Source organism: Methylobacterium sp. Leaf456 (assembly GCF_001425465.1).
GTDB lineage: Bacteria > Pseudomonadota > Alphaproteobacteria > Rhizobiales > Beijerinckiaceae > Methylobacterium.
Genome location: NZ_LMQV01000002.1, coordinates 264,242 through 289,865 on the forward strand (window position 1 = coordinate 264,242; position 25,624 = coordinate 289,865).

Here is a 25,624-nt window from a genome sequence, read left to right on the forward strand (position 1 = left end):
GACCTGTACCACGGAACAAGCGGTCGAAAGGACCGACCGGCGCTGCTTCTCGAAACCTCAGCCGATCACTATTGGCTGACCGCGGCGGGCACGAGGCGGTGACGAACGGCGCTCTCGTCAACGCGCTGCGGGTCGAGCCCGATCTCGGCACGCTGGCCGGCGGCGGGCTGCCCGGCACGATCTCGTCGAGCGGCTGCGGCACCCGAATCTTCCGGCCCGCGGCGGTGATGAACGTCTCATTGCGTATCAGGTCGCTGACCGCCTGGACGCTGGAGATGCACGGGAGATGGCGGCAGCCATCCTCGTCCTGGACCTGTAAATAAGAACCGACGCGGCAGACAGCTTCCATCCTGGTGTCTTGAAGACCATGCCGCGACCCAGCCGTTGATCAGTGCGTTCGCTGAGTGGTGGGCCGGGATCGCGGGCGTTCCACTCGGTGGCGGATGTCGGCGTGAGAGCCATCATGCTCCCATTCGTTCCCTTGCCGCCCTCATGGAGCCTCGTGCCGGCTTTCGGCGAAGTCGCTGGTCGACGACGCGCCTGCCTAACCCCACGCGATCGCGGATCGCCGCAAGCACGAGGCTCGAGCCGACCGTGTCGTCGCGTTCCGGTCCGTGCGGGGCGGGCGAACCCGACACATCGAGAGTGAACGCGCGCACGGGTTGGCGACCGAGAGCGCGACCGTGCCGTCACCCGGCGTCCTCCGGCGTAAGGGCAGCCAAGAGCAGCGTTGGGGCGGAAGGCGGCGGTTCGGCATCCGCTGGCCCGATATCGGTCGATGGCGCAGTGCGGCTCCACCCGGCAAGCGAACCTGCAATATGATGCATAAGTCCTATGTGACCGCTCAAACCTGCGATTTTTTCATATGGTCCGGCAGCGTCAGGGAAAATTTGAACTCTGGAACGCCTTTAGCGTATTTCTGTCTCAGGTTCGCAGGTTGACGGAAGCAGATGCTGCGACGTAGAGCGAAGCGGACATTATACGATGGTCCATCGGGCGCGTCGTGCGACAACTTGCTTGCCGTTGATCGGATAGGCGCCCACGCGCCATCTCACCCGTCCAACATGATGTGATGCCGTGTCGGAAACAGCTGCGACCGATATGTTTTCCGCCGTGCGTATCGTGAGCGCATCTCTCATTGATGGCGGGAGAACGATGGCTATTCGTATTAAAAAAGCCGATACGAACGAAGCATTGATTCTTCTTTCTCCGAAAGATGCTGAAGATTTGCAGATGCGTATCTCTGAGGCGCTCGAGGACCCAAATCCACCCTAGAGAAAATCCAATCGGCCATACGACCGGAATAATTTATGCGTATCGATGGCACTACGCGGGGCATAACATATCCGAAAGGCGGATATTGCTTGCCGTTTTCGCATATATACTGAGAATTTTACATTCTCCCTGGCCCCAGAAGCATCGGATTAGCCGCAGAATCGCGTGCAATGACCGGGTGAGCGGATGCGCAAGACGCTGGCGGGGTATGCCCCCGATGCAGTTTGAAATGATCCCAGTTCGGCATACACATGCATTATATCTCAGAATGGTGTGATGCCGACATGGCCGGATTCGAAATGCGTCGCTTCCTCTCCCAGGTGTCCCGCTAGGCATGTCCATGGATGCCAGCCGACTGGCGAGCGCTGCCGCGGAGGCTTACGCTACGCAAGCCAAGCCGCCGCTCACCGAGGAATTGGTCGCCAAGGTGCGGGACGCCCTGCTGGCGGCCATCGCTGAAACAGGCGCCGCCGGGGAGACGGGCCGGATCGAGCGGTTGAACGCCGCGCTCGACGCGTTCGAGACGGATCTCGACGCGGTGGTCGGGCCGCGGATCGCCTCGCTCGACGAGACTTCGGCCGCGGTCACGACCCGGCATCGCTCGGAAGCCGGGCAGCCCCTGAGGGCCTTCGGTGGCCAGTAAGCCCCGCCGCTCGCGGCATCCCCTCCGTTCGCCCATCAAGTTGGAAAACAGGTCGCGCCATGAGTGAGGATACGGGGACTGTCCGGCGCTTCGCGCATCCGGGCCGTGGCCGCAGCGTCGCCCGCGGGGTGCCGAAGGGTCGTCAGGTCGATCCGCAGGCCAAGGTCGAGATCGAAGGCCTGCTCGGCACCCGCTCGCGCCAGCGAGACCTGCTGATCGAGCACCTGCATCTGGTTCAGGACACCTACGGGCAGATCAGCGCCGACCATCTCGCCGCCCTCGCCGACGAGATGAGCCTCGCCTTCGCCGAGGTGTTCGAGACCGCGACCTTCTACGCCCATTTCGACGTGGTGAAGGAAGGAGAAGCGAACATCCCGCGCCTGACGGTTCGGGTCTGCGACAGCATCACCTGCGCGATGTTCGGCGCCGACGAACTGGTCGAGACGCTCCAGCGCGAGCTCGCCTCCGATGCGGTGCGCGTCGTGCGCGCCCCCTGCGTCGGCCTGTGCGACCACGCGCCCGCGGTCGAGGTCGGCCACAACTTCCTGCACAAGGCCGATGCGGCTGCCGTCCGCGCCGCGGTCGAGGCCGAGGACACCCACGCCCACATCCCGGATTACGTCGATTACGACGCCTACCGGGCGGCCGGCGGCTACGCCGTGCTGGAGCGGCTCCGCAGCGGCGACATGCCCGTCGACGACGTGCTGAAGGTGCTCGACGACGGCGGCCTGCGCGGCCTCGGCGGGGCCGGTTTCCCCACCGGCCGCAAGTGGCGCTCCGTGCGCGGCGAGCCGGCCCCCCGCCTGATGGCGGTCAACGGCGACGAGGGCGAGCCCGGCACCTTCAAGGACCAGCTCTACCTCAACACCGACCCGCACCGCTTCCTCGAAGGCATGCTGATCGGCGCCCACGTGGTCGAGGCCGCCGAGGTCTACATCTACCTGCGCGACGAGTACCCGATCTCCCGCGAAATCCTGACCCGCGAGATCGCCCGGCTGCCCGAGGGCGGCACCCGCATTCACCTGCGCCGGGGCGCGGGCGCCTATATCTGCGGCGAGGAATCCTCGCTGATCGAATCGCTCGAAGGCAAGCGCGGCCTTCCGCGACACAAGCCGCCCTTCCCGTTCCAGGTCGGCCTGTTCAACCGCCCGACGCTGATCAACAACATCGAGACCCTGTTCTGGGTGCGCGACCTGATCGAGCGCGGCGCCGATTGGTGGAAGAGCCACGGCCGCAACGGCCGCGTGGGCCTGCGCTCCTACTCGGTCTCGGGCCGGGTGAAGGAGCCGGGCGTGAAGCTCGCGCCCTCCGGCCTCACCATCCAGGAACTGATCGACGAGTATTGCGGCGGCATGAGCGAGGGCCACAGCTTCGCGGCCTACCTGCCGGGCGGGGCCTCGGGCGGCATCCTGCCGGCGTCGATGAACGACATCCCGCTCGATTTCGGCACGCTGGAGAAATACGGTTGCTTCATCGGCTCGGCCGCGGTCGTGGTCCTGTCCGACCGGGACGACGTGCGCGGCGCCGCGCTGAACCTGATGCGGTTCTTCGAGGACGAATCCTGCGGCCAGTGCACGCCCTGCCGCTCGGGCACCCAGAAGGCCCGCATGCTGATGGAGAACGGCGTGTGGGACACCGAACTTCTCGGTGACCTCGCGCAATGCATGCGCGACGCCTCGATCTGCGGTCTCGGACAGGCGGCCTCGAACCCGGTCAGCACCGTGATCAAGTATTTTCCGGACCTTTTTCCGGAGCCGCGGGCCGTGGCGGCCGAGTGACGCTTGAAGTGACGCCCGACCCGACGCCTAACCCCGATACCGACGCCCCGACGAAGCCAGAGCCTGGAGCGGACGCATGAGCAGCGGCGACAAGACCGAGCGGCCGGAGATTCGCGCCAACGGTCGGCAAGATGCCGGCGGCCAAGCTGGTGGCGGCCCGGCCGACGGTGTGCAGACCGCCTCCGGCGGCGCCTACTCGCAGGGCGCCAAGTCCGGCGGGCAGGCCGCGCCCGAGCCGACCGGCACCTTCGGCCTCAAGGACGCCCCGGTCGCGCCCGCGACCATCGCGTTCGAGCTCAACGGTCGGCAGGTCGAGGCGCAGCCCGGCGAGACGATCTGGGCGGTGTCGAAGCGGCTGGGCACCCACATCCCGCATCTCTGCCACAAGCCCGAGCCCGGCTACCGCCCGGACGGCAATTGCCGCGCCTGCATGGTCGAGATCGAGGGCGAGCGCGTGCTCGCCGCCTCGTGCAAGCGCACGCCCGCCATCGGCATGAAGGTGAAGACCGAGACCGAGCGCGCCACCAAGGCCCGCGCGATGGTGCTCGAACTGCTGGTCGCCGACCAGCCCGAGCGCGCGACCTCGCACGACCCGTCGTCGCATTTCTGGGTTCAGGCCGACTATCTCGACGTGTCGGAGAGCCGCTTCCCGGCCTCCGAGCGCTGGTCGAGCGACGTCAGCCACCCGGCCATGAGCGTCAACCTCGACGCCTGCATCCAGTGCAACCTCTGCGTCCGCGCCTGCCGCGAAGTGCAGGTCAACGACGTGATCGGCATGGCCTACCGCTCGGCGGACGCCAAGGTCGTGTTCGACTTCGACGATCCGATGGGCGCCTCGACCTGCGTCGCCTGCGGTGAGTGCGTCCAGGCCTGCCCGACCGGCGCGCTGATGCCGTCCGCCTATCTCGACGCGAACCAGACCCGCACCGTCTATCCCGACCGTGAGGTCAAGTCGCTCTGCCCCTATTGCGGCGTCGGGTGTCAGGTCTCCTACAAGGTCAAGGACGAGCGGATCGTCTACGCCGAGGGCGTCAACGGCCCGGCCAACCACAACCGGCTCTGCGTCAAGGGCCGCTTCGGCTTCGACTACGTCCACCACCCCCACCGCTTGACGGTGCCGCTGATCCGCCTGGACAACGTGGCCAAGGACGCCAACGATCAGGTCGATCCGGCCAACCCCTGGACGCACTTCCGCGAGGCGTCCTGGGAAGAGGCGCTCGACCGCGCGGCGGGCGGCCTCAAGCACATCCGCGACACGGACGGGCGCAGGGCGCTCGCGGGCTTCGGCTCGGCCAAGGGCTCGAACGAGGAGGCCTACCTCTTCCAGAAGCTCGTGCGCCTCGGCTTCGGCACCAACAACGTCGATCACTGCACGCGGCTGTGCCACGCCTCCTCGGTGGCCGCCCTCATGGAGGGGCTGAACTCGGGTGCGGTGACCGCGCCGTTCTCGGCGGCGCTCGACGCCGAGGTGATCGTGGTGATCGGCGCCAACCCGACCGTGAACCACCCGGTCGCCGCGACCTTCCTGAAGAATGCGGTGAAGCAGCACGGCGCCAAGCTGATCATCATGGACCCGCGGCGCCAGACCCTGTCGCGCCACGCCCATAAGCATCTCGCCTTCCGCCCCGGCTCGGACGTGGCGATGCTCAACGCGATGCTCAACGTGATCATCACGGAGAGGCTCTACGACGAGCAGTACATCGCCGGCTACACCGAGAACTTCGAGGCCCTGAAGGAGAAGATCGTCGACTTCACGCCGGAGAAGATGGCGCCGGTCTGCGGCATCGACGCCGAGACCCTGCGCGAGGTGGCGCGCCTCTACGCCCGGGCCAAGTCCTCGATCATCTTCTGGGGCATGGGCGTCAGCCAGCACGTCCACGGCACCGACAACTCGCGCTGCCTGATCGCGCTCGCCCTCATCACCGGCCAAATCGGCCGTCCGGGCACCGGCCTGCACCCCTTGCGCGGCCAGAACAACGTCCAGGGCGCCTCCGACGCCGGCCTGATCCCGATGGTCTACCCGGACTATCAGTCGGTCGAGAAGGCGGCCGTGCGCGAGCTGTTCGAGGCGTTCTGGGGCCAGTCCCTCGATCCGCAGAAGGGCCTCACGGTCGTCGAGATCATGCGCGCGATCCACGCGGGCGAGATCAAGGGCATGTTCGTCGAGGGCGAGAACCCGGCGATGTCCGACCCCGACCTCAACCACGCCCGCCACGCGCTGGCGATGCTCGACCATCTCGTGGTGCAGGACCTGTTCCTGACCGAGACCGCCTTCCACGCCGACGTGGTGCTACCGGCCTCGGCGTTTGCCGAGAAGGCCGGCAGCTTCACCAACACCGACCGGCGCGTGCAGATCGCCCAGCCGGTGGTCGCGCCCCCCGGCGACGCGCGCCAGGATTGGTGGATCATCCAGGAACTGGCCCGGCGGATGGGTCTCGACTGGAACTACGCCGGCCCGGCCGACATCTTCGCCGAGATGGCGCAGGTGATGCCGTCCTTGAACAACATCACCTGGGAGCGCCTGGAGCGCGAGGGGGCGGTGACCTATCCGGTCGATGCCCCGGACCAGCCCGGCAACGAGATCATCTTCTATGCCGGCTTCCCCACCGAGAGCGGGCGCGCCAAGATCGTCCCGGCGGCGATCGTGCCGCCGGACGAGGTGCCGGACACCGAGTTCCCGATGGTCCTCTCGACCGGCCGCGTGCTGGAGCACTGGCACACCGGCTCGATGACCCGGCGCGCGGGCGTGCTCGACGCGCTGGAGCCCGAGGCGGTGGCCTTCATGGCGCCCAAGGAACTCTATCGCCTGGGCCTGCGTCCCGGCGGCGCGATGCGGCTGGAGACTCGGCGCGGCGCCGTCGAGCTGAAGGTGCGCTCCGACCGCGACGTGCCGGCCGGCATGATCTTCATGCCGTTCTGCTACGCCGAGGCCGCCGCCAACCTCCTGACCAACCCGGCGCTCGACCCGCTCGGCAAGATCCCCGAGTTCAAGTTCTGCGCCGCGCGCGTCGCCCCCGTGGCGACCGCGACCATGGCGGCCGAGTGATCGGGCTCTGAAACCGGCCTATATCGAGGGCGGCACGGCAAACTGGCGCATGGGGCGGGATACGGTATCCAGCCCCGTGCGCCTGCTTGCCATGAGAGAGACCGCCATGCTCGGACCGGCCCCTTTCCTCTCCGGCTTCGCCTTGCACGACATCGAGGCCGGACCCGTGCGGATTCGGGCCGCCGTCGGCGGGTCGGGGCCGCCCGTCCTGCTGATGCACGGCCATCCGCAGACCCACGCCACCTGGGAGCACGTCGCGCCGCGTCTGGCCGAGCGTTTCACCGTCGTGGCGATGGACCTGCGCGGTTACGGCGATTCCGACAAGCCGGAGGGCGGCGAGCGCCACGTCGCCTACGCCAAGCGCAGCATGGCCGCCGACGCCGTTGCGGTGATGGCTCGGTTCGGCCATGAGCGCTTCGCCGTGGTCGGCCACGACCGCGGCGGACGGGTCGGCCATCGCCTCGCCCTCGATCATCCCCACGCCGTGACGCGGCTCGCTCTGTTCGACATCGCGCCGACCGCGACGATGTACGCCCGCACCGACAAGGATTTCGCCACCCGGTACTTCTGGTGGTTCTTCCTGATCCAGCCCGCGCCGCTGCCCGAGCGGTTGATCGGAGCCGACCCGGAGTTCTTCCTGCGCACCCATGTCGAGGGGCAATCGAAGACACCCGGTTCGCCGAGCCCGGAGCTGTTCGCGGAGTATCTGCGCGTCTACTGCGATCCGGCCACGCGTCACGCGATCTGCGAGGACTACCGGGCCGCCGCGACGATCGATCTGGAGCACGATGCCGCCGACGCCGAGCGGCGCATCGAGGTTCCCGTGCTGGCGCTGTGGGGCGCCAAGGGGACAGTCGGGCGGACCTACGACGTGCTGGGGACGTGGCGGGAGAAGGCACGGGACGTGCGCGGCCATGCGCTGGATTGCGGCCACACGCTCCAGGAAGAGCGCCCGGACGAGGTCGCCGCGGCGTTGCTGCAATTCCTGGGATGAACCCGTTCGCTGCGGCGGCCCGTCCGTCCCGGATCGGGATCGCCACAGCGCAAGCTTGACGCCGTGTGCGCCGCGTCACCGCGGGCCGGATGGCCAATGCCGTAGCCGCGAACAGGCTCGGCGTCACCGAGGCCTCGAAGAGAGGTGGCCGCAAGCCCACTCCGTCACCGCATCGCCGCGGCATCCATCACGGCGGCGAGATCGTCCCCGCGCGTCGCGGTCACCCCACCCTCGCCCCGCTCGGACGGTCCATGTTCCACATGATCTTCGGTCTGCCCGGCCTCTACATCATCGCCAGGGTGGTATGGCCGCTGCCCTGGCCGTTCGCGCTGAAGGCCGCAGTCGCGGTGCTGCTGCTCGTCGCGTCCCAGTATCACCTGTGGAGCCGCCTCTCGTCCGGCTCGGTGTTCGCGCCGGAGTTTCCCCGCGCGCTGGTCGTCCTGTTCAACTGGGCCTTCGGCACCCTCGCCCTGCTGGCGACGATGCTGATCGCGCTCGATCTCGTGGCGCTGGCCGGCCGGCTCGTGCCCGGAAACGGTTGGATCGTGCCCGTGGGCTGGCGCTACGCCGCGGCCGTCCTGGCCATGCTCCTGTCGGCGGTCGCCGTGCAGCAGGCCCTGCGCGTGCCGCCGCTCAAGGACGTCGCGATCGAGATCGAGAACCTTCCGCCCGCCTTCGACGGCTACAGGCTCCTCCAACTGACCGACCTGCATCTCAGCCGCCTTTTTCCGGAGCCCTGGGCGCGCGAGGTCGTGGCGCGCTCCAACGCGCTCGGCGTCGATCTCGTCGTGATCACCGGCGACCTGATCGACGGGTCGCTGGCCGCCCGCCGCGCCGACGTCGAACCCTTGCGCGATCTGCGGGCCCCCGACGGGGTCTGGCTGATCCCCGGCAACCACGAATACTTCTTCGAATACGCGGCGTGGATGCGCCGCTATGCCGATCTGGGTCTGAGCGTGCTCGCCAACCGCCACACGGTCCTGCGGCGCGGCGACGAGGCCCTGGTCCTGGCCGGCGTGACCGACCTCTCGGCCGCGCATGCGGGCCAGCCGGCCCACGACCTCGATGCGGCGCTGGCCGGCGCCCCGGCCGATGCCCCCGTCATCCTGCTCGATCATCAGCCGAGGGCGGCGGCCCGGGCGGCGGCGAAGGGCGTGGCCCTGCAACTCTCCGGTCATACCCATGGCGGGATGATCGCGGGTCTCGACCGGCTGGTCGCACGGGCCAACGCCGGCTTCGTCTCGGGCGCCTACGCGGTCGGGGGCATGACGCTCTACGTCAACAACGGCACGGGCCTGTGGCCGGGCTTCGCCCTGCGGCTGGGCCCGCCATCCGAGCTGACGCGCATCACGCTGCGGACCGCGGTTCGGCCCCGCGCGCGTTGACGAAAAACCGGGTCCGGCGTGCCGCAAGCTTGGCGGCACCTTTGTTGCTCAGACTGCCTCTGCCCGCTCCGCCCGGACCGGGCCCCGTCGCGACGCGGCCCCGGCCGCGCCCGCGGGTCACCCTGTTTCGAGGAGGTGGATGCATGGCCTTGTCATCGGAGTTTCGCCGCAGGCTCGACGGCTACGGTCTGACCACGGCCGAGATCCTGTATCACCTGCCCGATCACCCGCACCTGCTCCAGACCTTCGTCTGGCAGCAGCTCGACCTGTTTCCGCGCTTTCCCGAGCTGAAGCGGTTCCTGGCCTTCTGGCAGGAGCGCCTGGACGGGCCGCTGCACTCGGTGCGGGTCATGCACAGCCGCCTGATCAAGCCGGCCGAGCTGACGACGGTCTCCGGCGAGTTCCACCTGCACTGAAGGGCAAGTCCCGGGATCCCAAAGGGATCATCCCTTTGGCGGGGTGTGGGGCGGAGCCCCGAGATGGGCTTCGCCGACCGGGCTCCGCCCTGGACCCGCGAAGGGCTTGCCCTTCGAACCCGCGATGCGAGCACGCTCGCCTTACGGCTGCTTGTGGATTGGATCGACCCAGTAGACCGTCTCGGGCCGCTCGGCGGTCTCGACGTCGGGCAGGTTGACCACCACCGCCTCGTTGTCCGAGCGCACCAGCACGCAGTGCAGCGGCTCGTCGGTCGAGGCGTTGATCTCCTGATGCGGGACGTAAGGGGGCACGAAGATGAAGTCGCCGGGGCCGGCCTCGGCGACGTATTCGAGGCGCTCGCCCCAGCGCATCCGGGCGCGGCCGGAGACGATGTAGATCACGCTCTCCAGCGCACCGTGGTGGTGCACGCCGGTCTTGGCATCGGGCTCGATCGCCACCGTACCGGCCCAGATTTTCTGGGCGCCGACGCGGGCGGCGTTGACCGCCGCCTGCCGGAACATGCCGGGCGTCTGGGCGGTGTTGGGGTCGAGCCGGTCGCCGGGGATCACCCGCACGCCGTCGTGCTTCCAGCGCGCGGCGGCGCCCGCATCGTGGTCGTGGTTAGGGTCGTGGTCGTGGGGCTCGTGATCGTGGGTGTGGCCGATATCGTGCATGTCCAAAAGCCTCCTGCGCGATCATCGCATGACGGCGAGCGCGTCGGAAAATCCGGTGTCGAGGATCGCCTCGGCGCGCGGGGCGCGGGCCGCCGGGATCAGGCCGGCGCGGACGTAGAGATCGATGATGCGCTGTTCGTCGGCGACGACGCTCTCGTCGATCGGCACGGTGCGGTACTGCGCCCGCCCGAACCAGCGCAACGGCACCGCCTCGGGCAGGCCGATCAGCCGCGACCATGCGGCGGCGTAGGGCGCCGGATCGGTCAGCGCCCAGGCCCGGGCCTTGGCGAGGCGGGCGGCGTAGTCGGCGAGCAGCGCGCGCTTCGATTTGAGCGCGGCCTCGTTCGCCACCGCGTAGCTGAGACCCGGCGTGATGCCGTTGCCGTCGCGGACCACCCGCACGAGCCCGGCGAGTTCGGCCGCGGAGGTGTAGGGCTCCCAGGTCGACCACGCATCGACCGCNACGTTCTTCCGATCTCTTGGCGAGGCGGGCGGCGTAGTCGGCGAGCAGCGCGCGCTTCGATTTGAGCGCGGCCTCGTTCGCCACCGCGTAGCTGAGACCCCGGCGTGATGCCGTTGCCGTCGCGGACCACCCGCACGAGCCCGGCGAGTTCGGCCGCGGAGGTGTAGGGCTCCCAGGTCGACCACGCATCGACCGCGCCGGAGGTCAGCGCCAGCTTGGCGTCGGCGGGCGGCAGGAAACGGAACTGCACGCCGTCCGCGGGCACGCCCGCCTCTTCCAGGGCGGCGAGCACGACCTGATGGCCGATCGAGCCGCGGTTCGTGGCGATGCGCTTCCCCACGAGGTCTTTCACGCTGCGGATCGCGGAATCGGGCCGCACCAGGATGGCGAGCCCGTCCTGCCGGTTGCGGAAGGCCAGGAACGCCTTGACCGGCACGTCCGCGGCGGCGGCGAAGGTGAAGGGCGCGTCGCCCACCCCACCCGCATCGATCGCCCCCGCATTCAGCGCCTCCAAGAGCGGGGCGGCGGCGGGAAACTCGCTCCATTCGAGCCGGTAGGGCAGGCCGTCGAGCACGCCCGCGGCCTCCATCAGGGCGCGGGCGTTGCCGCGTTGGTCCCCGACGCGCAACGTCTCTTCCGCGCGGGCCGGCGCGAGGGCGGCGAGCGCCAGCGCGATCAGAACGAGGAGGCGGGCCATCACGCGGCCTCCGCCGCGGCGCTGCGGCGGGCCAACAGGTGCCTGAAGGCGGGCAGCAGTTCGCGCCCGTACTGGATCGCGTCCTCCAGCGGGTCGAAGCCACGGATCAGGAAGGTCCGCACGCCGAGATCGTGATAGTCGAGCAGCGCGTCGGCGACCTGCTCGGGCGTGCCGACCAGCGCCGTCGAGTTGCCCGACGCGCCCGTCTCGGCGGCGATCGCGGTGTAGAGCCGCTTGTCGAGGCGTGGCCCTTCCGCCGCCGCGGCCAGCAGCCGGCGCGAGCCCTCGTTCTGCGGCGTCGCGGCCGGCCCGAGGCCGCGGGCGGCCCGCAGCCGCCGGGTTTCGGCGAGGACGGCGTCCGCCCGCGCCCAGGCCCGCTCCTCGGTCTCGGCCAGGATCGGCCGCAGCGACAGGCTGAAGCGGGGCGCCCGCCCGTGCGGGGCGGCCGCCGCCCGCACCCGGCCGATCAGCTCGCGCACCTGCGCCTGGGTCTCGCCCCAGAGCGCGTAGGTGTCGGCGTGCCGGCCCGCCACCGCGAGCGCGGCGGGCGAGGCGCCGCCGAAATAGACCGGAATCGTCGTCACCGGTTTCACCTCGGAGAAGCCGCCCTCGATCCGGTAATGTGTCCCTGCGTAGTCGAACGGCGTCTGCGAGGTCCACGACAGACGCAGGATGTCGAGGAACTCGCGGGTGCGGGCGTAGCGCTCGTCCTTGGTGAGGTGGTCGCCGTCGCGGGCAAGATCGCGGTCGTCGCCGCCGCTGATCGCGTGGATCGCCACCCGCCCGCCGGTGAGCCGGTCGAGCGTCGCGAACTGGCGCGCCGCGACGGTCGGCGCGGTGAAGCCGGTGCGGTGGGCGATCATCAGCCCGATCCGCTGCGTCGCGGCGGCGATCTCGGCGGCGATCAGCAGCGGGTCGGGCGCCGTCGCGTAGAAGGCCACCAGCACCCGATCGAACCCGCCGCGCTCGTGCGCCTGCGCCAGGAGGCGCAGGTAATCGGGCTCGATGGATGCTCCCCGCGGGGCGCGCGACTCGGAGACCTCGTGCGGGGCGACGAAGCCGATGAACTCGGTGGCGTCCGGCGGCAGCAGGCTCATGGGGTTCTCCTTGTCTAAAGGCCGAGCGCGGCGCGGCCGGCGGCGACCCGCACCGCGTCGCCCTGCGGCCAGTGGATGCGCGCGCACAGGACGTCGCGCAGGTGCCGTTCCAGCGGATGTTTTCGGGACAGCGCGGCGTTGCCGCACAGCTCGGAGACCCGCTGCACGGCCTGGATCGCGTTCTCGGTCACGGTCAGCTTGACGAAGCCTGCCTCCTGCGGCGCGGGCGGCGTGCCGGCGTCAGACTCGGCCGCGAGGCTTGCGACGAGCCGGGCGTTGACGGAGAGCAGCCGCTCGTTCTCGCCGACCGCCTCGTGGAAGCGCGGCAGGCCGGCGAGCGGCGCGCCGAGACTGCCGGGGACGCGCTCGTGCAGGAAGCGCACGAACCACGCTTGCGCTGCCCGCGCGACGCCGTCGTAGAGGGCGGCGAGTAGGGCGCAGCTCCAGGCCTGTTGCAGCGGATCGGGCCGGCGCCACTCTTCCGGGCGGCGCAGATCGACCCCGTGGTCGCCCGGCACGCGCACATCCTCGAACACCACGTCGTGGCTGCCCGAGGCGCGCAGGCCGAGATGGTCCCAGGTCTCCTCGATGCGGCCGATCCGCGGCTCGGCCTCGTCGGTGCGGGCGAAGACGAGGCCGTAGGCGAGCCCCGGCGCGCCGGTCGAATAGATCTTGCGCCCCGTGAGGCGCCAGTCGCCGCCGTCGCGCCGGGCGATGGTGGCGGGTAGGCCGCCGCGGGCCGGCGTGCCGAGGTCGGGCTCGACCCGCAGCGCATTGATGAGGGCGCCGTCCGCCGCGGCCTCCCGCCCGACCCGGTCGGCGAGCGCGCGCGGCCACGGCGTGCCCTCGCGATGGATCAACCCGTGCTGAAGCAGCGTCATCGCCAGCACGAGCGCGACCGCCGGATCGCCCGCACCGACCGCCCCCACCACCTGCGCCGCCCGCGCCAGCCCGGCCCCGCCGCCGCCGAGTCGCGCCGGCACGGCGAGCCCGATCAGGCCGGCCTCGCGCAGGGCCGCGAGGGGCGCGTGCGGGAAGGCGGCGGTGCGGTCGCGCTCGGCCGCGCCGGCGGCGAAGCGTTCGGCGAGCGTGCGGGCAGTGTCGAGGGGCGCGGAGGCCGTGGTCATCGAGGGGCATGGGGTAAGGGTGAGGGGGCCGGGCGGCGTGCGGCAACGATCGGCAAGCGGTGTCCCCATGCTCGACGCGAGCCCTCACGCGGTCAACGAAACGTGTTTCCAAAGTCGGGGCCCTCGGAAGGAGGTTCTGCCCGCCCACCACGGAATGCCGGAAGATCACGCTCTGCCCCGTTGCCGACGCGCAGGACATCTGCTGCGGACGCAACTGCGATAGGACTTCGCTCGAAGCTTCCGATCATGGCGCCGATGTTCGGCGAACCGAACCACGGGATGGAAAATCTTCTCGCTCAGGTCGTCTTCGAAAAATTCCATCACAAGGCACGGCCTATCTTAAAAAAATGCTTCGGTTGACTTCGCCGATGCATGATTGAAGACTGAATACATCGGCCCGACCCACGAGGCCGTTCCCCCTATCGATGCGCCACGCCGTCCCGGCTCACCGGGCGGATGTCCGCGCGCGTGCCCTATCTCGGAGACGACCATGACCGACGAGCCCCCGCGCCCCGGCCTCCTGCCGTCGCGCCGGTCCCTGCTGCGCGCGGGTGCCGCCGCGGCGGCCCTGCCGCTCGGGTTCGGGATGGGCGGCGTGCGGGCCTGGGGCCCCGGCCCGGCGGTGCCGTTCGATCCCGGCCCGATCTGCCGCCCCACCGCCGCGGAGGCGACTGCGGGCCGGCTGAAACCGATCAAGCTCGCCTGGAACGCCACCGCGATCTGCACCGCCGCCGCGCCGCTCGCCAAGGAGCGCGGCCTCTTCGCCGCCCACGGCCTCGACGTAGAGTTCGTCAACTTCGGCGGCTCGACCGAGGCGCTGTTGGAGGCCATCGCCACCGGCAAGGCCGATGCCGGCATCGGCATGGCGCTCCGCTGGCTGAAACCCCTGGAGCAGGGCTTCGACGTGAAGATCACCGCCGGCCTGCACGGCGGCTGCCTGCGGCTTCTCGGGGCGAAATCGGCCGGCATCACCGACATCGCATCGCTCAAGGGCAAGACCATCGCGATCAGCGACCACGCCAGCCCGGCCAAGAATTTCTTCGCGCTCCTGCTCGCCAAGGCCGGCATCGATCCCGAGACCGGCGTCGAGTGGCGGCCCTACCCGGCCGATCTCCTCAACCTCGCGGTCGAGAAGGGCGAGGCGCAGGCGCTGGCCGATTCCGATCCGCGCACGTGGATCTGGCTGAAGGACCCGAAATTCGCGGAAGTCGCCACCAACCTGTCCGGCGAGTACGCCGACCGCACCTGCTGCGTCGTCGCCGTGCGCGGCAGCCTGATCCGGGGCGATCGCGCGGCCGCCAGCGCGCTCACCCGCGCCGTGCTGGAGGCTGGCCACCGCCTCCACGCGGACCCGGAAGACGCCGCCCGCATCTTCTCCGGTTACGGCGGACGGGGCTCGGTCGAGGATCTGGCCGCGATGCTGCGGAGCCAGCACCACGGCGACCGCCCGGTCGGCGCCGACCTCAAGCGCCAGCTCGTGCTCTACGGCGACGAACTGAAACAGGTGAACGTCCTCAAGCGCTCGACCGACACCGCCAAGTTCGCCGAGCGCGTCTATGCCGACGTGCTGAGCTGAGGGCGCCCCCATGGCCCATCTCACCGGTTTCGCCGGCACCCTGCCCGCAGCGGCGCGCCTTCCCGGCCCGCCGCTGCGGGCGCTCGCCCTCGGGGCGGCATGGCTCGCGCTGGCGGCGGCGACCTACGCCCTGCCCGAAGAAGGCGATTTTGCCTACACCGCGACCTTCGCGGGCGGGGCACTCGCCCTCGGCCTTACCCTGGCGCCGCTCGCCGCCCTCTGGGCCCGTCTCGGCCGGGCCGGGGCCTCTCTGGCGCATTGGACGCCGTGGCTGACGCTCGTGGCGCTGGGCTTCCTCGCCTGGGAGCTGATCACCGCGAAGTTCGCGTGGCTGCCGATGCCGTTCTTCCCGCCGCCGCAGGCGATCCTGGAAGTGTTCCTCGACGATTGGCCCCGGCTCGGCGGCAGCATCCTCGCTTCGCTCAAGCTGCTGGCCGGGGGCTACCTGATCGGTGCGAGCCTCGGCTTCGTGCTGGGGGTCGCCATCGGCTGGTCGAAGGCGGTGGGCTACTGGGCCCATCCGATCCTGCGCTTCGTCGGGCCGCTGCCCGCGACCGCGTGGCTGCCGCTCGCCTTCTTCGTGTTTCCCTCGTCGTGGTCGGCCAGCACCTTCCTGATCGCGCTCGCCACCGGCTTCCCCGTGACGGTGCTGACGTGGTCGGGCGTCACCGGGGTCAACAAGGCCTATTTCGACGTGGCGCGCACGCTCGGCGCCTCGCCCGCCTTCCTCGTGCTGCGGGTCGCGGTGCCCGCGGCGCTGCCGCACGTCTTCGTCGGGCTGTTCATGGGGCTCGGCGGCTCCTTCGCCGTGCTGGTCGTGGCGGAGATGCTCGGCGTGAAGGCCGGCCTCGGCTGGTACCTGCAATGGGCCCAAGGCTGGGCGGCCTACGCCAACCTCTACGCCGCGCTGATCGTGATGGCGCTGATGTGCTCCGGGCTCATCAGCCTGCTGTTTCGCTTACGCGACCGGGCGCTCTCCTGGCAGAAGGGGCTGGTGCAATGGTAGCCGCGACGCTCGAACGCCCCATCGCCGATGTGGCCGGATCGCGCCTCGCGGTCGAGTCCGTCTCCCACGCCTTCGACATCCGCGGCGCGGCGCTGCCCGTCCTCGACCGCGTCTCGCTCGACGTGGCGCCGGGCGGCTTCGTGGCCCTGCTCGGCCCCTCCGGCTGCGGCAAGTCCACCCTCTTGCGCCTCGTCGCCGGGCTGGAGCCGCCGGGTGCGGGCCGCATCGCCGTCGACGGCCGGCGGGTCGAAGGCCCCGACCCGTCGCGCCTCCTCGTGTTCCAGGACCCGACGCTCTATCCCTGGCGGACGGTGCGCGGGAACGTGATGCTCGGGCTGGANCCGGGTCGAAGGCCCCGACCCGTCGCGCCTCCTCGTGTTCCAGGACCCGACGCTCTATCCCTGGCGGACGGTGCGCGGGAACGTGATGCTCGGGCTGGAGGCGCGCCGTGTCCCACGGCTCGAGCGCGCGGAAAAAGTACGGGCGGCGCTTCGCCTCGTCGGGCTCGACGGCTTCGCCGAGGTGTTTCCCCATCAGCTCTCCGGCGGCATGGCGCAGCGCGCGGCGCTGGCCCGCGCGCTGGTGAACGCGCCGCGCCTGCTGCTGCTCGACGAGCCGCTCGGCAAGCTCGACGCCCTGACCCGGCTCGCGCTCCAGGCCGAGATCCTGCGGCTGTGGCAGGAGACGCGCTTCACCGCACTCCTCGTCACCCACGACGTCGAGGAGGCCCTGGTGCTGGCCGAGCGCGTCATCGTGCTCTCCGACCGCCCCGCCGCGATCCGCGCCGACCTACCCGTGGATCTCCCCTATCCGCGCCACCGCGACGATCCCGAACTGGTGCGCCTGCGCCGCACCATCCTCGGCATCCTCGGCCAACCGATCTGATCGGCTGCTCCCTTCCGGGCCGATGCGGAAAAGTGGAATCCGCATGAGCGGCGGCCGGACCCGCGGGCGCCACCGTGTCGCGTGCCGTCGCCGCCCCGGAACGTGCGGCGATCCCGTATGGGATGGGGTCGTTGCCCTTCGGCACATCAGGGAACGCCCGAGCGGCGCGACGCGCGTTTTGCAGTCATCGACCACAGAGCGGCTTCGCAGCGCGACCGCGGCGCGGATCGGTCCGTTCCGGCACCTTCCGGCGCTGTTCCGCCTCGCCTGGGCGACGAGCCGCGCCCTGACGCTCGCCAGCATCGGCCTGCGGCTGGCCCGCGCGGCGATCCCGGCGCTGATGCTCTACCTCGCCAAGCTCGTCGTCGACACCGTCGTGGCCGGGCGGGCCGACGCCCTGGCGAGCGCCGCGGACTGGCTCGCCCATCCGCACCTGCGGCAGGTCGGCCTCCTGATCGGGGCGGAGCTCGCGCTGGCACTCGCCTCCGATCTGCTGGGGCGGGCCACGACCCTGGTCGATGGGGTGCTGGCCGAGATGACCGGCAACGCCACCACGCTCCGGCTGATGGCGCACGCCGCCACCCTCGATCTCGCCCAGTTCGAGGACCCCGCCGTGCAGGACGGGCTGGAGCGCGCCCGGCGGCAGGTGGCGTGGCGGGCCAACCCCATGGGCCAGCTCCTCGGCCAGCTTCAGGACGCGCTGACCGCCCTGTCGCTGGCGGTCGCCGTCGTGGCGTTCCTGCCCTGGGCCGTGCTGCTGCTGGTGCTCGCGCTGATCCCGGCCTTCCTCAACGAACTCCACTTCAACCGCCAGGGCTACCGCCTCGCCTACCAGCGCTCGCCGGACCGGCGCGAGGGCGACTACATGCGCCAGCTCGGGGCCGGGGCCGAGACCGCCAAGGAGATCAAGCTGTTCGGCCTCAGCGGATACCTCGCCGAGCGCTTCCGCGTCCTCGCCGATAGAGCGCTGCGTGAGAACACCCGACTCGCGCGGCGACGGGCGATCGCGGGCGGGCTGTTCGCCAGCCTCGGCACGCTCGCCTACTACCTCGCCTACGGCGTGATCGCGCTGCGCACGGCCACCGGCACGCTGACGCTCGGCGATCTCACCTTCCTGACCGGCGCCTTCCTGCGCCTGCGCGGCCTCGTCGAGGGGCTGCTGCTCGGCCTGTCCCAACTCTCGGGGCAGGCGCAGTATCTCGACGACCTGTTCGGCTTCCTGGCGCTTGCGCCCCGCCTGCCGGTGCCGGCGCAGCCCGCCCCATTCCCGACGCCGATCCGCGACGGCTTCGTGTTCGAGGCGGTGGGCTACCGCTATCCCGGCGCGGAGCGCTGGGCCGTGCGCGACCTCTCACTGACGATCCGGGCCGGCGAGGTGCTGGCGCTGGTGGGCGAGAACGGCAGCGGCAAGACCACGATCGTCAAGCTCCTGGCCCGGCTCTACGACCCGACCGAGGGGCGCATCCTGCTCGATGGGCGCGACCTGCGCGACTACGACCCCGACGTGCTGCGCACGCGCATCGGCGTGATCTTTCAGGACTTCGTCCGCTTCGACCTGACGGCGGGGGAGAACATCGCGGTCGGGCGCATCGCGGCGCGGGCGGAGGCGGAGCGGATCGAGGACGCCGCGGGCCGGGCTCTCGCCGACGCCGTGGTGGCGCGGCTGCCCGCGGGCTACGACCAGCGGCTGGGGCGGCGCTTCGAGGACGGGGTCGATCTGTCGGGGGGCGAGTGGCAGAAGCTCGCCATCGCCCGCGCCTACATGCGCGAATCCGAGGTGCTGGTCCTCGACGAGCCGACCGCGGCGCTCGACGCCCGCGCCGAGGCCGAGGTGTTCGCCCGCCTCCGCGCGCTGGCGCGCGGGCGGACCGCGCTCCTCATCTCGCACCGCTTCTCCAGCGTGCGCCGGGCCGACCGCATCGTCGTGCTGGGCAACGGCCGGGTGCTGGAGGCCGGCTCGCACGAAGAGCTTGTCGCGCGCGGCGGGCGCTACGCCGAATTGTTCGAGCTGCAGGCGGCGGCCTACCGCTGAACCGCCATTATTTCTGCAGCGGCACGCCCTTGGTGGTGAAGCGCTGCCCGCCGCCGGGGCGATATTCGTGCCGCGGCTGACCGCGCCCGTTGCTCTTGCCGGCCCCCTTGCCGGCGCCCTTGCCCAAGCCGGTGCCCGGCGGCTGCGACAGCGGCACGAGCTGGTCCGGCCGCGGCCCGATCAGGTCGGCACGGCCCATCTCCCGCAGGGCCTCGCGCAGGAGCGGCCAGTTCTCGGGGTCGTGGTAGCGCAGGAACGCCTTGTGGAGGCGCCGCTGGCGCAGGCCCTTGATCGCCTCGACCGGCTCGCTGCCGCCGCGCCGCACGCCTTTCAGCGTGTTGACCTCGGTGTGGTACATCGCGGTGGCGGTCGCCATCGGCGAGGGAAGAAAGGTCTGCACCTGGTCGGCGCGGTAGTCGTTCTTCTTGAGCCACAGCGCGAGGTGCAGCATGTCCTCGTCGGTCGTACCCGGATGCGCCGCGATGAAGTACGGGATCAGGTAGTACTTCTTGCCGGCCTTCTCGGCGGCGGCATCGAACATCTCCTTGAAGCGGTCGTAGGTGCCGATGCCCGGCTTCATCATCAGGTCGAGCGGCCCGCGTTCGGTGTGCTCCGGCGCGATCTTGAGGCGCCCGCCGACATGGTGCGTCACCAACTCCTCGACGTATTCGGGGCTGCGCACGGCCAGATCGTAGCGCACGCCGGAGGCGACCATCACCTTCTTGACGCCCTCCACCTCGCGCACCTTGCGGTAGAGCCGGATCAGGTCGTCGTGCGAGGTGTTCAGGTTCGGGCAGATGTCCGGGAAGACGCAGGACGGCAGGCGGCAGGCCGCCTCGATCTTCGGGTCCTTGCAGGCCATTCGGTACATGTTGGCCGTGGGCCCGCCGACATCCGAGATCACGCCGGTGAAACCGGGGGTCTTGTCGCGGATGTGCTCGATCTCGCGCAGGATCGAGCCCTCCGAGCGGTTCTGGATGACGCGGCCCTCGTGCTCGGTGATGGAGCAGAAGGTGCAGCCGCCGAAGCAGCCGCGCATGATCGTCACCGAGAACTTGATCATGTCCCAGGCGGGGATCTTGGCCTCGCCGTAGGACGGATGCGGGGCCCGCGCGTAGGGGAGATCGTAGACCGCATCCATCTCGTCGCTGGAGAGCGGGATCGGCGGCGGGTTCAGCCACAGGTCGCGGTCGCCGTGGCGCTGGACGAGCGGGCGCGCGTTGCCGGGATTGGCCTCCCGGTGCAGCACCCGCGAGGCGCGGGCATAGGCCTCCTTGTCGTCCTTGACCTCGTCGTAGGCCGGCAGCCGGATCACGGTGTCGCCGGGTTTGCGGGCGGCGGCCTCGTCGGTGGAATCGAGGTCGTCGGCGGGGAGTTCGGTGTAGTGCTCGGGCACGCGGCGGAACAGCGCGACGCCGCGCACCGAATCGAGCTGGTGCGGCGCCTCGCCCGCGGCCATGCGGTTGGCCACCTCGACCACGGCGCGCTCGGCGTTGCCGTAGATCAAGAGGTCGGCCTTGGCGTCGGCCAGGATAGAGCGGCGCACCTTGTCGGACCAGTAATCGTAGTGGGCGATGCGGCGCAGCGACGCCTCGATGCCGCCGAGCACGATCGGCACGTCCTTGAACGCCTCGCGGCAGCGCTGGGTGTAGACGATGGTGCTGCGGTCCGGCCGCTTCCCGCCCTCGCCGCCGGCCGTGTAGGCGTCGTCGTGGCGCAGGCGCCGGTCGGCGGTGTAGCGGTTGACCATCGAATCGAGATTGCCGCCGGTGACGCCGAAGAACAGCTTCGGCTTCCCCAGCGCCTTGAACGGCTCGGCCGACTGCCAGTCGGGCTGGGCGATGATGCCGACCCGAAAACCCTGCGCTTCGAGCAGTCGGCCGATGATGGCCATGCCGAAGCTCGGGTGATCGACGTAGGCGTCGCCCGTCACCAGCACGATGTCGCAGGCGTCCCAGCCGAGGGCGGCCATCTCGGCGCGGCTCATCGGCAGGAACGGCGCCGCCCTGCCCGCGGGCGGCGGCTTGCAGGCCAGGGGGGACGCGAGGGCCGGAAGTCGTGGGGTGGACGCTTGGAGTTCCATGGTTCCCCTGCATAGGCCACCGGGCCCGCGATCTCAACGAAGGCGGGACGGCGACACCGTGCCGCCGGCCGGAGGCGACGGGGCTAAGCGATGCGGCGGTCAGTCGGCGAAGGCGCCGCTCGCCCGCTGCTCGACGGCGATCTGGATCAGTCCGGCCCGCGACTGGACGCCGAGCTTGCTCCGCATGAGCGCGCTGGCGTTGACGATGGTGCGGTAGCTCACCGAGAGCGTGTCGGCGATCACCTCGTAGGATTTGCCCCGGCTCATCAGCGAGAGGATCTGCAGCTCGCGCACCGACAGGGTGGCGAGCGGCGCGGGCCGCACCGTCCGGTTCAGCATCGCAACCTCGGTGGCGAGCGCGTGCGGCAGGCTGACCCGGCCGGCCTTCACCGCGGCGAGCGCGTCGAGGAAGGCGCCGCTGCCGGCATCCTTCAGCACGAAGCCGAGCGCGCCGCCCTCGAGGGCGCGGGCGACCACGATCGGGTCCGCATGCATGCTGAAGGCGAGGATGCGTACCTCCGGCTCCAGTGCCTTGAGGCGCCGGATCAGCGACAGGCCGGAGAGGCCGCTGTCGCGGAAGCTCAGATCGGTCACGACGAGGGGCGGCCGATGACGGTGAAAGACGCGGTAGCCCGAGACGATGTCGGTCGCCTCATGGATCGTCCGGAAGCCGGCTTGGCCAGCGAGCGAGCGGACGCCGCCCAGCACGACCGGATGGTCGTCGACCACGAGGAGGCCGTCCGACCGGTCGGGCGCCGGGACGGTGCCGGAGGGTCCGGAGACGGGTCTGTCGATCAGGGCGGTGGTCACGGTTGCGTCGTCACCCGGATGTCATGAGAGGCGAGCCGCGCCAGCGCCGCCTCGTGGTCGGCGCCCTGGGCGCGGGCGTTGTAATAGTGCTGGACCATCTCGCCGTAGAGGCTCTTGTGACGGCCCCGTTGGCCCGCGATGCCGCCGAGGCCGTCGATCAGGCGGCGATAGGGCTCGGGCTTGCCGATCTCGGCGAGCATCTGGCCGAGCTGCACCGTGCGGTTGGCCATCATCCGCGGGTCCTCGACGAAGCCGGTGCGGGCGGTCTTGAGCGAAGTGCGCAAAGCCGCGACCTCGGGGGCATCGTCCGCCAGCGGGCGGCCCGCCTCGCGGCCGGCGAGCCAGCGGGCCGGGTCGGTCCCGTCGGTCGGGGTGAGCCAGCCGGGCAGCTCGCCCTCGGAGGTGCGGGCGACGACCGATTGGCCCTCCTCGCGCGGCTCCTCGCTGCCGCAGGCCGCGAGAAACAGTGGCAGAAGCAGGAGAGACCACCTCATCGGCCGCCCTCCGACGCCACCGCGAGGCTGCGCGGCCCCTCGGCCACGGGCAGGCGTGCCACCGCCTTGAGGCTCGTCAGATCGATCACGCTCACGTCGTCCGAGAACCAGTTGGCGACGTAGGCGCGGGCCGCGCCGCCCTCGCCCGCCACCACGATTCCCTCGGGATACCGGCCGACGCCGATGGTCGCCGCGATCGCGAGGGAGGCCGCATCGAGCGCCGTGACGGTCCCGGCGCCCTGATTCGTCACCAGCACCCGCGCCCCATCGGGGCTGACCGCGACGCCGTAGGGCATCGCCCCGGCCGGCACGGTGGCGACCGCCTTCAACGCGGTGGTGTCGATCACGGTGAGACTATTGCTGCGCACGTTGCCGACGTAGAGGCGCGCCTCGGCCGGGTCGAGCGCCAGCGCGAACGGCGCCTCGCCCACGGGAATCGTCGCGACCCGCTCCATCCGGGCGGCGTCGATCACGCTGACCTGTCGGCTCTCCCGGTCGGCGACGAACAGCCGCCCGGTCCGGTCGAGGACGAGATGGGCCGGATCGCGACCCGTTGGGGCCGACCCCTCGACGCGCCCGTCCGCCGCCGCGATCCGATCGACGCGGTGGCCCGACCAGTCGGTGGCGAAGACGGTGCGGCCGTCCGCCGAGGCCGCGAGGCCGAATACCTGACCGGCATAGGGCAGGCGCCGCAGCACCCGGCCCGTCGCCGCCTCCGCCACCGTGATCGCGTGCCCGTCGGGATGGCTGAGGAACAACAGCCCGCCCCCTGCCGCGACCGTCGCGGGGGCCGACGGCACCGCCGCGGCGTCGGCGACAGTACCCGCCTCGATCCGCGACAGCCGCGCCCCCTGCTGGCTCGCGACCCAGACCGTGCCGGCGAGCGCGGGCGCGCCGGAGAGAGCGAAGAGGATCGCGGCGAGGAGCGGCCAACTCATTGCGTCCGCTTGCCCCCCTCGGCGGCGGCCTTCAGGCCCTTCAGCCCGTCGGAGAAGAAGCGGTTCATCGCCTCGCGGCCGGCGTCGTCGCTGAGGTTGTCCGGCGGCTCGTTGCCGGTGTCGCCGCGGTAGAACCGGCCCATCCACTCGACCTTGGCGCCGTCGCCTTCCGGCGAAACCGTGAAGGTCGCCGAGTAGGAGGAAACCGGCAGCGCCTTCAGGTCCGGCTCACCCGACATGCGGTAGGAATAGGAGCGCGCGTCCGCCTTCCACTCGTCGAGGCCCTCGGTGAGGGTGCCGCCGTTCTTCAACGTGAGCGTGCGGCTGCCGCCCTCCCCGTTGCCGCCCTTGCCCTCGGCCTTGGCGATGTCCGGGTGCCATTGGCCGATGCCGGCGAAGTCGCCCGCGACCTTCCAGACGGCGTCGGGGCTCGCCTTGATCGTGATCGACTGGCTGACCTTCTGCGGCGTCGGGCCGTGGGCAAGCGCCGCGGTGGCGGCGAGCGCGAGCGGCAAGGCGAGGAGCGAGAGACGCATGCGTTACATCCTGGTGGGCTGAAGGGGGCGGGCCGGGCGAAAGCCCGCGAGGAAGGCGGCGAGCGCCAGCGCCAGCGCGAGGCCGCCGAGAAAAGGCCGCGGATCGATCCGTCCGGGCAGCGGGCGCGGCGTCGCGGCGGCGGTGAGGGTGGCGGCGAGGCCGTCCGGCCCGTCGAGATGGGCGTAGGCGAGGCCTGTCTGGGCACCGAGCGCCTTGAGATGCGGCTCGCGCACGGAGGAGAGATGCTCGGTGCCCTTGGCAGCGGACGCGCCGAAGGGAGCGTTGCGCGGGTTGTAGCCCTCGCGCGATTCCGCGTCGTCCGGCGGCGGGCCGAAGCGGTTCTCCTGTTGGACGTCGGTCTCGCCGTAGAAGCCGGCCTCGCGGCCGCGGTCGTTGTATTTCGGGATCGGCGACAGCGCGTGCCCGCCCGCCCCGACGATCAGGCCGCGCACCGCGCCGGGCTTGCCGTCGAAGGGCGGCAGACCGGTGGAGGGGAGGGGCGGCGTCTCCTGCCCGTCGGTGACGAACAGGAGGTCGGTGTCGAGTTCCCCCGCCATCTGGATCGCCCGGTGCAGGCCCGCGGTGATGCGGCTGTCGCCCTCCCAGGCCATGCGCCAGTCGATTCCCGCGAGCGCGCCGTCGAGCGGCGCGAAGTCGGCGCACACCTCGATCGGCGTGAACAGGAGGAACGGGCGCCGCTCGGTGAACAGCGCCAGCGCGAGGCGCGAGCCGCAGGGCAGTTCCGCCACCATCCGGCGTAAGCCTGCCCTGGCGACGTCGAGCCGGCTCGCGGGTTTGCCGTCGAGGGTGTAGTCGCGCACGTTCATGCTGCCGGTGATGTCCACCACCGCCAGCACCGCGACGCCGGAGCGGGTCAGGGGCAGCGGCCCGGCGAACACGGCGGCGAGCGCCAGCACGAGCGCGGCGGCGAGCGCCTGGAAGCGGCGGTCGCGCAGGTTTTTTCCGAGTGGCAGATGGCGGACTGGATTCACGGTCCACCCCGCGGCTGGCCGGGGATGTCTGTCCAGATCTGCTTGGGCTCGGCCTTCAGTTCGTCGCCGAACTTGCGGTCGAACTCGGGAAAGTCGCGGATCAGGCGCGAGGCGACGTCGAAGTTGAACTTCGCGTCCCAGAAATCCGGTCGGGCCTGGAGCGCCCGGCGGTAATCCTGCCGCGCCAGCGTCACCTGCGGGCCGGCCTTGTCGAGATCGCCCCGGCCGATGAGGTCGAAGGCTTTTCGCACGCGGGCGTTGGCCAGGACATAGCGGGCGCGGGCCGCGCCGTCGGTCGCTCCGCTGCGGTCGAGGCCCTCCAACAGCGGCTCGGCCTCCTCCAGCCGATCCCGCGCCGCCAGAAATTTCGTGCGCGCGACGAGAAGCGCCACGGGGGCGTCCGGCGCCACGGCGACGTCGCGCCCGCCCTCCAGCGCCGCGATGGCCGCGTTGGTCCGCGACGCGTTCCACGCCGCGACGCCCGCCGCGACGGCGCCTGCGAGCAGCAGGATCGGTAGCAGGACGAGCAGATGCGGCCGGGTTGCCCGCCACACGGTGCCGACACCCGCCGCGAGACGGATGCGCCGAGAGGGGGCGGAGTGTGAGAGGATGAGCGAGGTCATGCGGCCTCCGGCTGAGCGATGCGACCGGGTGCGGCTTCCCCCTCTCCCCGCA

Annotated in this window: 22 protein-coding genes and 3 pseudogenes; 13 read left to right on the forward strand and 12 right to left on the reverse strand. The window is 70.8% G+C overall.

Going from position 1 to position 25,624, the window contains the following annotated elements:
• Positions 1-71: 71 nt before the first annotated feature.
• The 8 genes and pseudogenes from ASG52_RS28150 to ASG52_RS03420 all read left to right on the forward strand — a co-directional run.
• Positions 72-185, forward strand: a pseudogene (locus ASG52_RS28150) (acyl-CoA dehydrogenase); the annotation flags it as partial.
• 892 nt (positions 186-1,077) lie between these two features.
• Positions 1,078-1,275: a hypothetical protein gene (locus ASG52_RS26845; protein ID WP_156383764.1), complete on the forward strand. Its 198-nt coding sequence runs from the start codon at positions 1,078-1,080 to the stop codon at positions 1,273-1,275.
• Between the two features lie 334 nt (positions 1,276-1,609).
• A complete protein-coding gene (locus tag ASG52_RS03395) occupies positions 1,610-1,918 on the forward strand; it encodes a hypothetical protein (protein WP_056239009.1) in 309 nt (102 codons plus the stop codon).
• Positions 1,919-1,977: 59 nt separating this feature from the next.
• Complete coding sequence (locus tag ASG52_RS03400; protein WP_056239019.1) at positions 1,978-3,696, forward strand: NAD(P)H-dependent oxidoreductase subunit E; 1,719 nt, start codon at positions 1,978-1,980, stop codon at positions 3,694-3,696.
• Between the two features lie 76 nt (positions 3,697-3,772).
• Positions 3,773-6,742 carry a formate dehydrogenase subunit alpha gene (gene fdhF / locus ASG52_RS03405; RefSeq protein ID WP_056239023.1) on the forward strand — a complete coding sequence of 990 codons (2,970 nt, stop codon included), beginning with the start codon at positions 3,773-3,775 and terminating at the stop codon, positions 6,740-6,742.
• 106 nt (positions 6,743-6,848) lie between these two features.
• The gene (locus ASG52_RS03410) at positions 6,849-7,736 is read left to right on the forward strand and encodes an alpha/beta fold hydrolase (protein WP_056239025.1); all 888 of its coding nucleotides are present in this window, start codon (positions 6,849-6,851) and stop codon (positions 7,734-7,736) included.
• Between the two features lie 251 nt (positions 7,737-7,987).
• On the forward strand, positions 7,988-9,121 hold the full coding sequence (locus ASG52_RS03415) for a metallophosphoesterase (protein WP_056239494.1): 1,134 nt from the start codon (positions 7,988-7,990) through the stop codon (positions 9,119-9,121).
• 143 nt (positions 9,122-9,264) lie between these two features.
• The gene (locus ASG52_RS03420) at positions 9,265-9,537 is read left to right on the forward strand and encodes an usg protein (RefSeq protein ID WP_056239029.1); all 273 of its coding nucleotides are present in this window, start codon (positions 9,265-9,267) and stop codon (positions 9,535-9,537) included.
• 141 nt (positions 9,538-9,678) lie between these two features.
• On the opposite strand, the gene ASG52_RS03425 is transcribed toward ASG52_RS03420, so the two are convergent.
• The 5 genes and pseudogenes from ASG52_RS03425 to ASG52_RS03445 all read right to left on the reverse strand — a co-directional run bounded on the left by ASG52_RS03425 (position 9,679) and on the right by ASG52_RS03445 (position 13,596).
• Entirely contained in the window at positions 9,679-10,212 is a 534-nt protein-coding gene (locus tag ASG52_RS03425; protein ID WP_056239033.1) for a cupin domain-containing protein, read from the reverse strand.
• 21 nt (positions 10,213-10,233) lie between these two features.
• Positions 10,234-10,674, reverse strand: a 441-nt coding sequence (locus tag ASG52_RS03430) for a type 2 periplasmic-binding domain-containing protein (RefSeq protein ID WP_502691020.1), incomplete at its 5' end; no start/stop codon positions are given.
• Between the two features lies 1 nt (position 10,675).
• Positions 10,676-11,372, reverse strand: a pseudogene (locus ASG52_RS03435) (ABC transporter substrate-binding protein); the annotation flags it as partial.
• Entirely contained in the window at positions 11,372-12,469 is a 1,098-nt protein-coding gene (locus ASG52_RS03440; protein ID WP_056239036.1) for an LLM class flavin-dependent oxidoreductase, read from the reverse strand. The pseudogene ASG52_RS03435 and the gene ASG52_RS03440, both read right to left, overlap by 1 nt.
• 14 nt (positions 12,470-12,483) lie before the next feature.
• On the reverse strand, positions 12,484-13,596 hold the full coding sequence (locus ASG52_RS03445; protein ID WP_056239039.1) for an acyl-CoA dehydrogenase family protein: 1,113 nt from the start codon (positions 13,594-13,596) through the stop codon (positions 12,484-12,486).
• Positions 13,597-14,086: 490 nt separating this feature from the next.
• Here ASG52_RS03445 and ASG52_RS03450 point away from each other — a divergent pair, with 490 nt between their 5' ends.
• The 5 genes and pseudogenes from ASG52_RS03450 to ASG52_RS03465 all read left to right on the forward strand — a co-directional run bounded on the left by ASG52_RS03450 (position 14,087) and on the right by ASG52_RS03465 (position 19,095).
• Complete coding sequence (locus tag ASG52_RS03450) at positions 14,087-15,172, forward strand: ABC transporter substrate-binding protein (RefSeq protein ID WP_056239042.1); 1,086 nt, start codon at positions 14,087-14,089, stop codon at positions 15,170-15,172.
• Between the two features lie 10 nt (positions 15,173-15,182).
• Complete coding sequence (locus ASG52_RS03455) at positions 15,183-16,178, forward strand: ABC transporter permease (protein WP_056239044.1); 996 nt, start codon at positions 15,183-15,185, stop codon at positions 16,176-16,178.
• Positions 16,172-16,518 (forward strand): ATP-binding cassette domain-containing protein (locus ASG52_RS28155; protein WP_286158923.1); only part of this gene is annotated, 347 nt, incomplete at its 3' end. The genes ASG52_RS03455 and ASG52_RS28155, both read left to right, overlap by 7 nt.
• 1 nt (position 16,519) lies before the next feature.
• Positions 16,520-17,063: pseudogene (locus ASG52_RS28160) on the forward strand (ABC transporter ATP-binding protein); the annotation flags it as partial.
• Between the two features lie 178 nt (positions 17,064-17,241).
• Positions 17,242-19,095, forward strand: a complete 1,854-nt coding sequence (locus ASG52_RS03465) for an ABC transporter ATP-binding protein (RefSeq protein WP_056239047.1) — start codon at positions 17,242-17,244, stop codon at positions 19,093-19,095.
• A 7-nt stretch (positions 19,096-19,102) separates the two neighbouring features.
• Here ASG52_RS03465 and ASG52_RS03470 read toward each other — a convergent pair whose 3' ends face one another.
• The 7 genes from ASG52_RS03470 to ASG52_RS03500 form a co-directional block, all read right to left on the reverse strand.
• Complete coding sequence (locus ASG52_RS03470; RefSeq protein ID WP_056239050.1) at positions 19,103-21,178, reverse strand: YgiQ family radical SAM protein; 2,076 nt, start codon at positions 21,176-21,178, stop codon at positions 19,103-19,105.
• Positions 21,179-21,277: 99 nt separating this feature from the next.
• Entirely contained in the window at positions 21,278-21,907 is a 630-nt protein-coding gene (locus ASG52_RS03475) for a response regulator transcription factor (RefSeq protein WP_502691025.1), read from the reverse strand.
• A gap of 77 nt (positions 21,908-21,984) precedes the next feature.
• Positions 21,985-22,482, reverse strand: a complete 498-nt coding sequence (locus ASG52_RS03480; protein ID WP_082552320.1) for an MxaH protein — start codon at positions 22,480-22,482, stop codon at positions 21,985-21,987.
• Entirely contained in the window at positions 22,479-23,420 is a 942-nt protein-coding gene (locus tag ASG52_RS03485) for a YncE family protein (protein WP_056239053.1), read from the reverse strand. Before ASG52_RS03485 ends, ASG52_RS03480 begins: the two co-directional genes overlap by 4 nt.
• Complete coding sequence (locus ASG52_RS03490) at positions 23,417-23,956, reverse strand: SRPBCC family protein (RefSeq protein WP_056239058.1); 540 nt, start codon at positions 23,954-23,956, stop codon at positions 23,417-23,419. The genes ASG52_RS03485 and ASG52_RS03490 overlap by 4 nt, the downstream gene beginning before the upstream one ends.
• 3 nt (positions 23,957-23,959) lie before the next feature.
• The gene (locus ASG52_RS03495; RefSeq protein ID WP_200945562.1) at positions 23,960-24,949 is read right to left on the reverse strand and encodes a vWA domain-containing protein; all 990 of its coding nucleotides are present in this window, start codon (positions 24,947-24,949) and stop codon (positions 23,960-23,962) included.
• On the reverse strand, positions 24,946-25,572 hold the full coding sequence (locus ASG52_RS03500) for a hypothetical protein (RefSeq protein ID WP_056239060.1): 627 nt from the start codon (positions 25,570-25,572) through the stop codon (positions 24,946-24,948). The genes ASG52_RS03495 and ASG52_RS03500 overlap by 4 nt, the downstream gene beginning before the upstream one ends.
• Positions 25,573-25,624 lie beyond the last annotated feature (52 nt).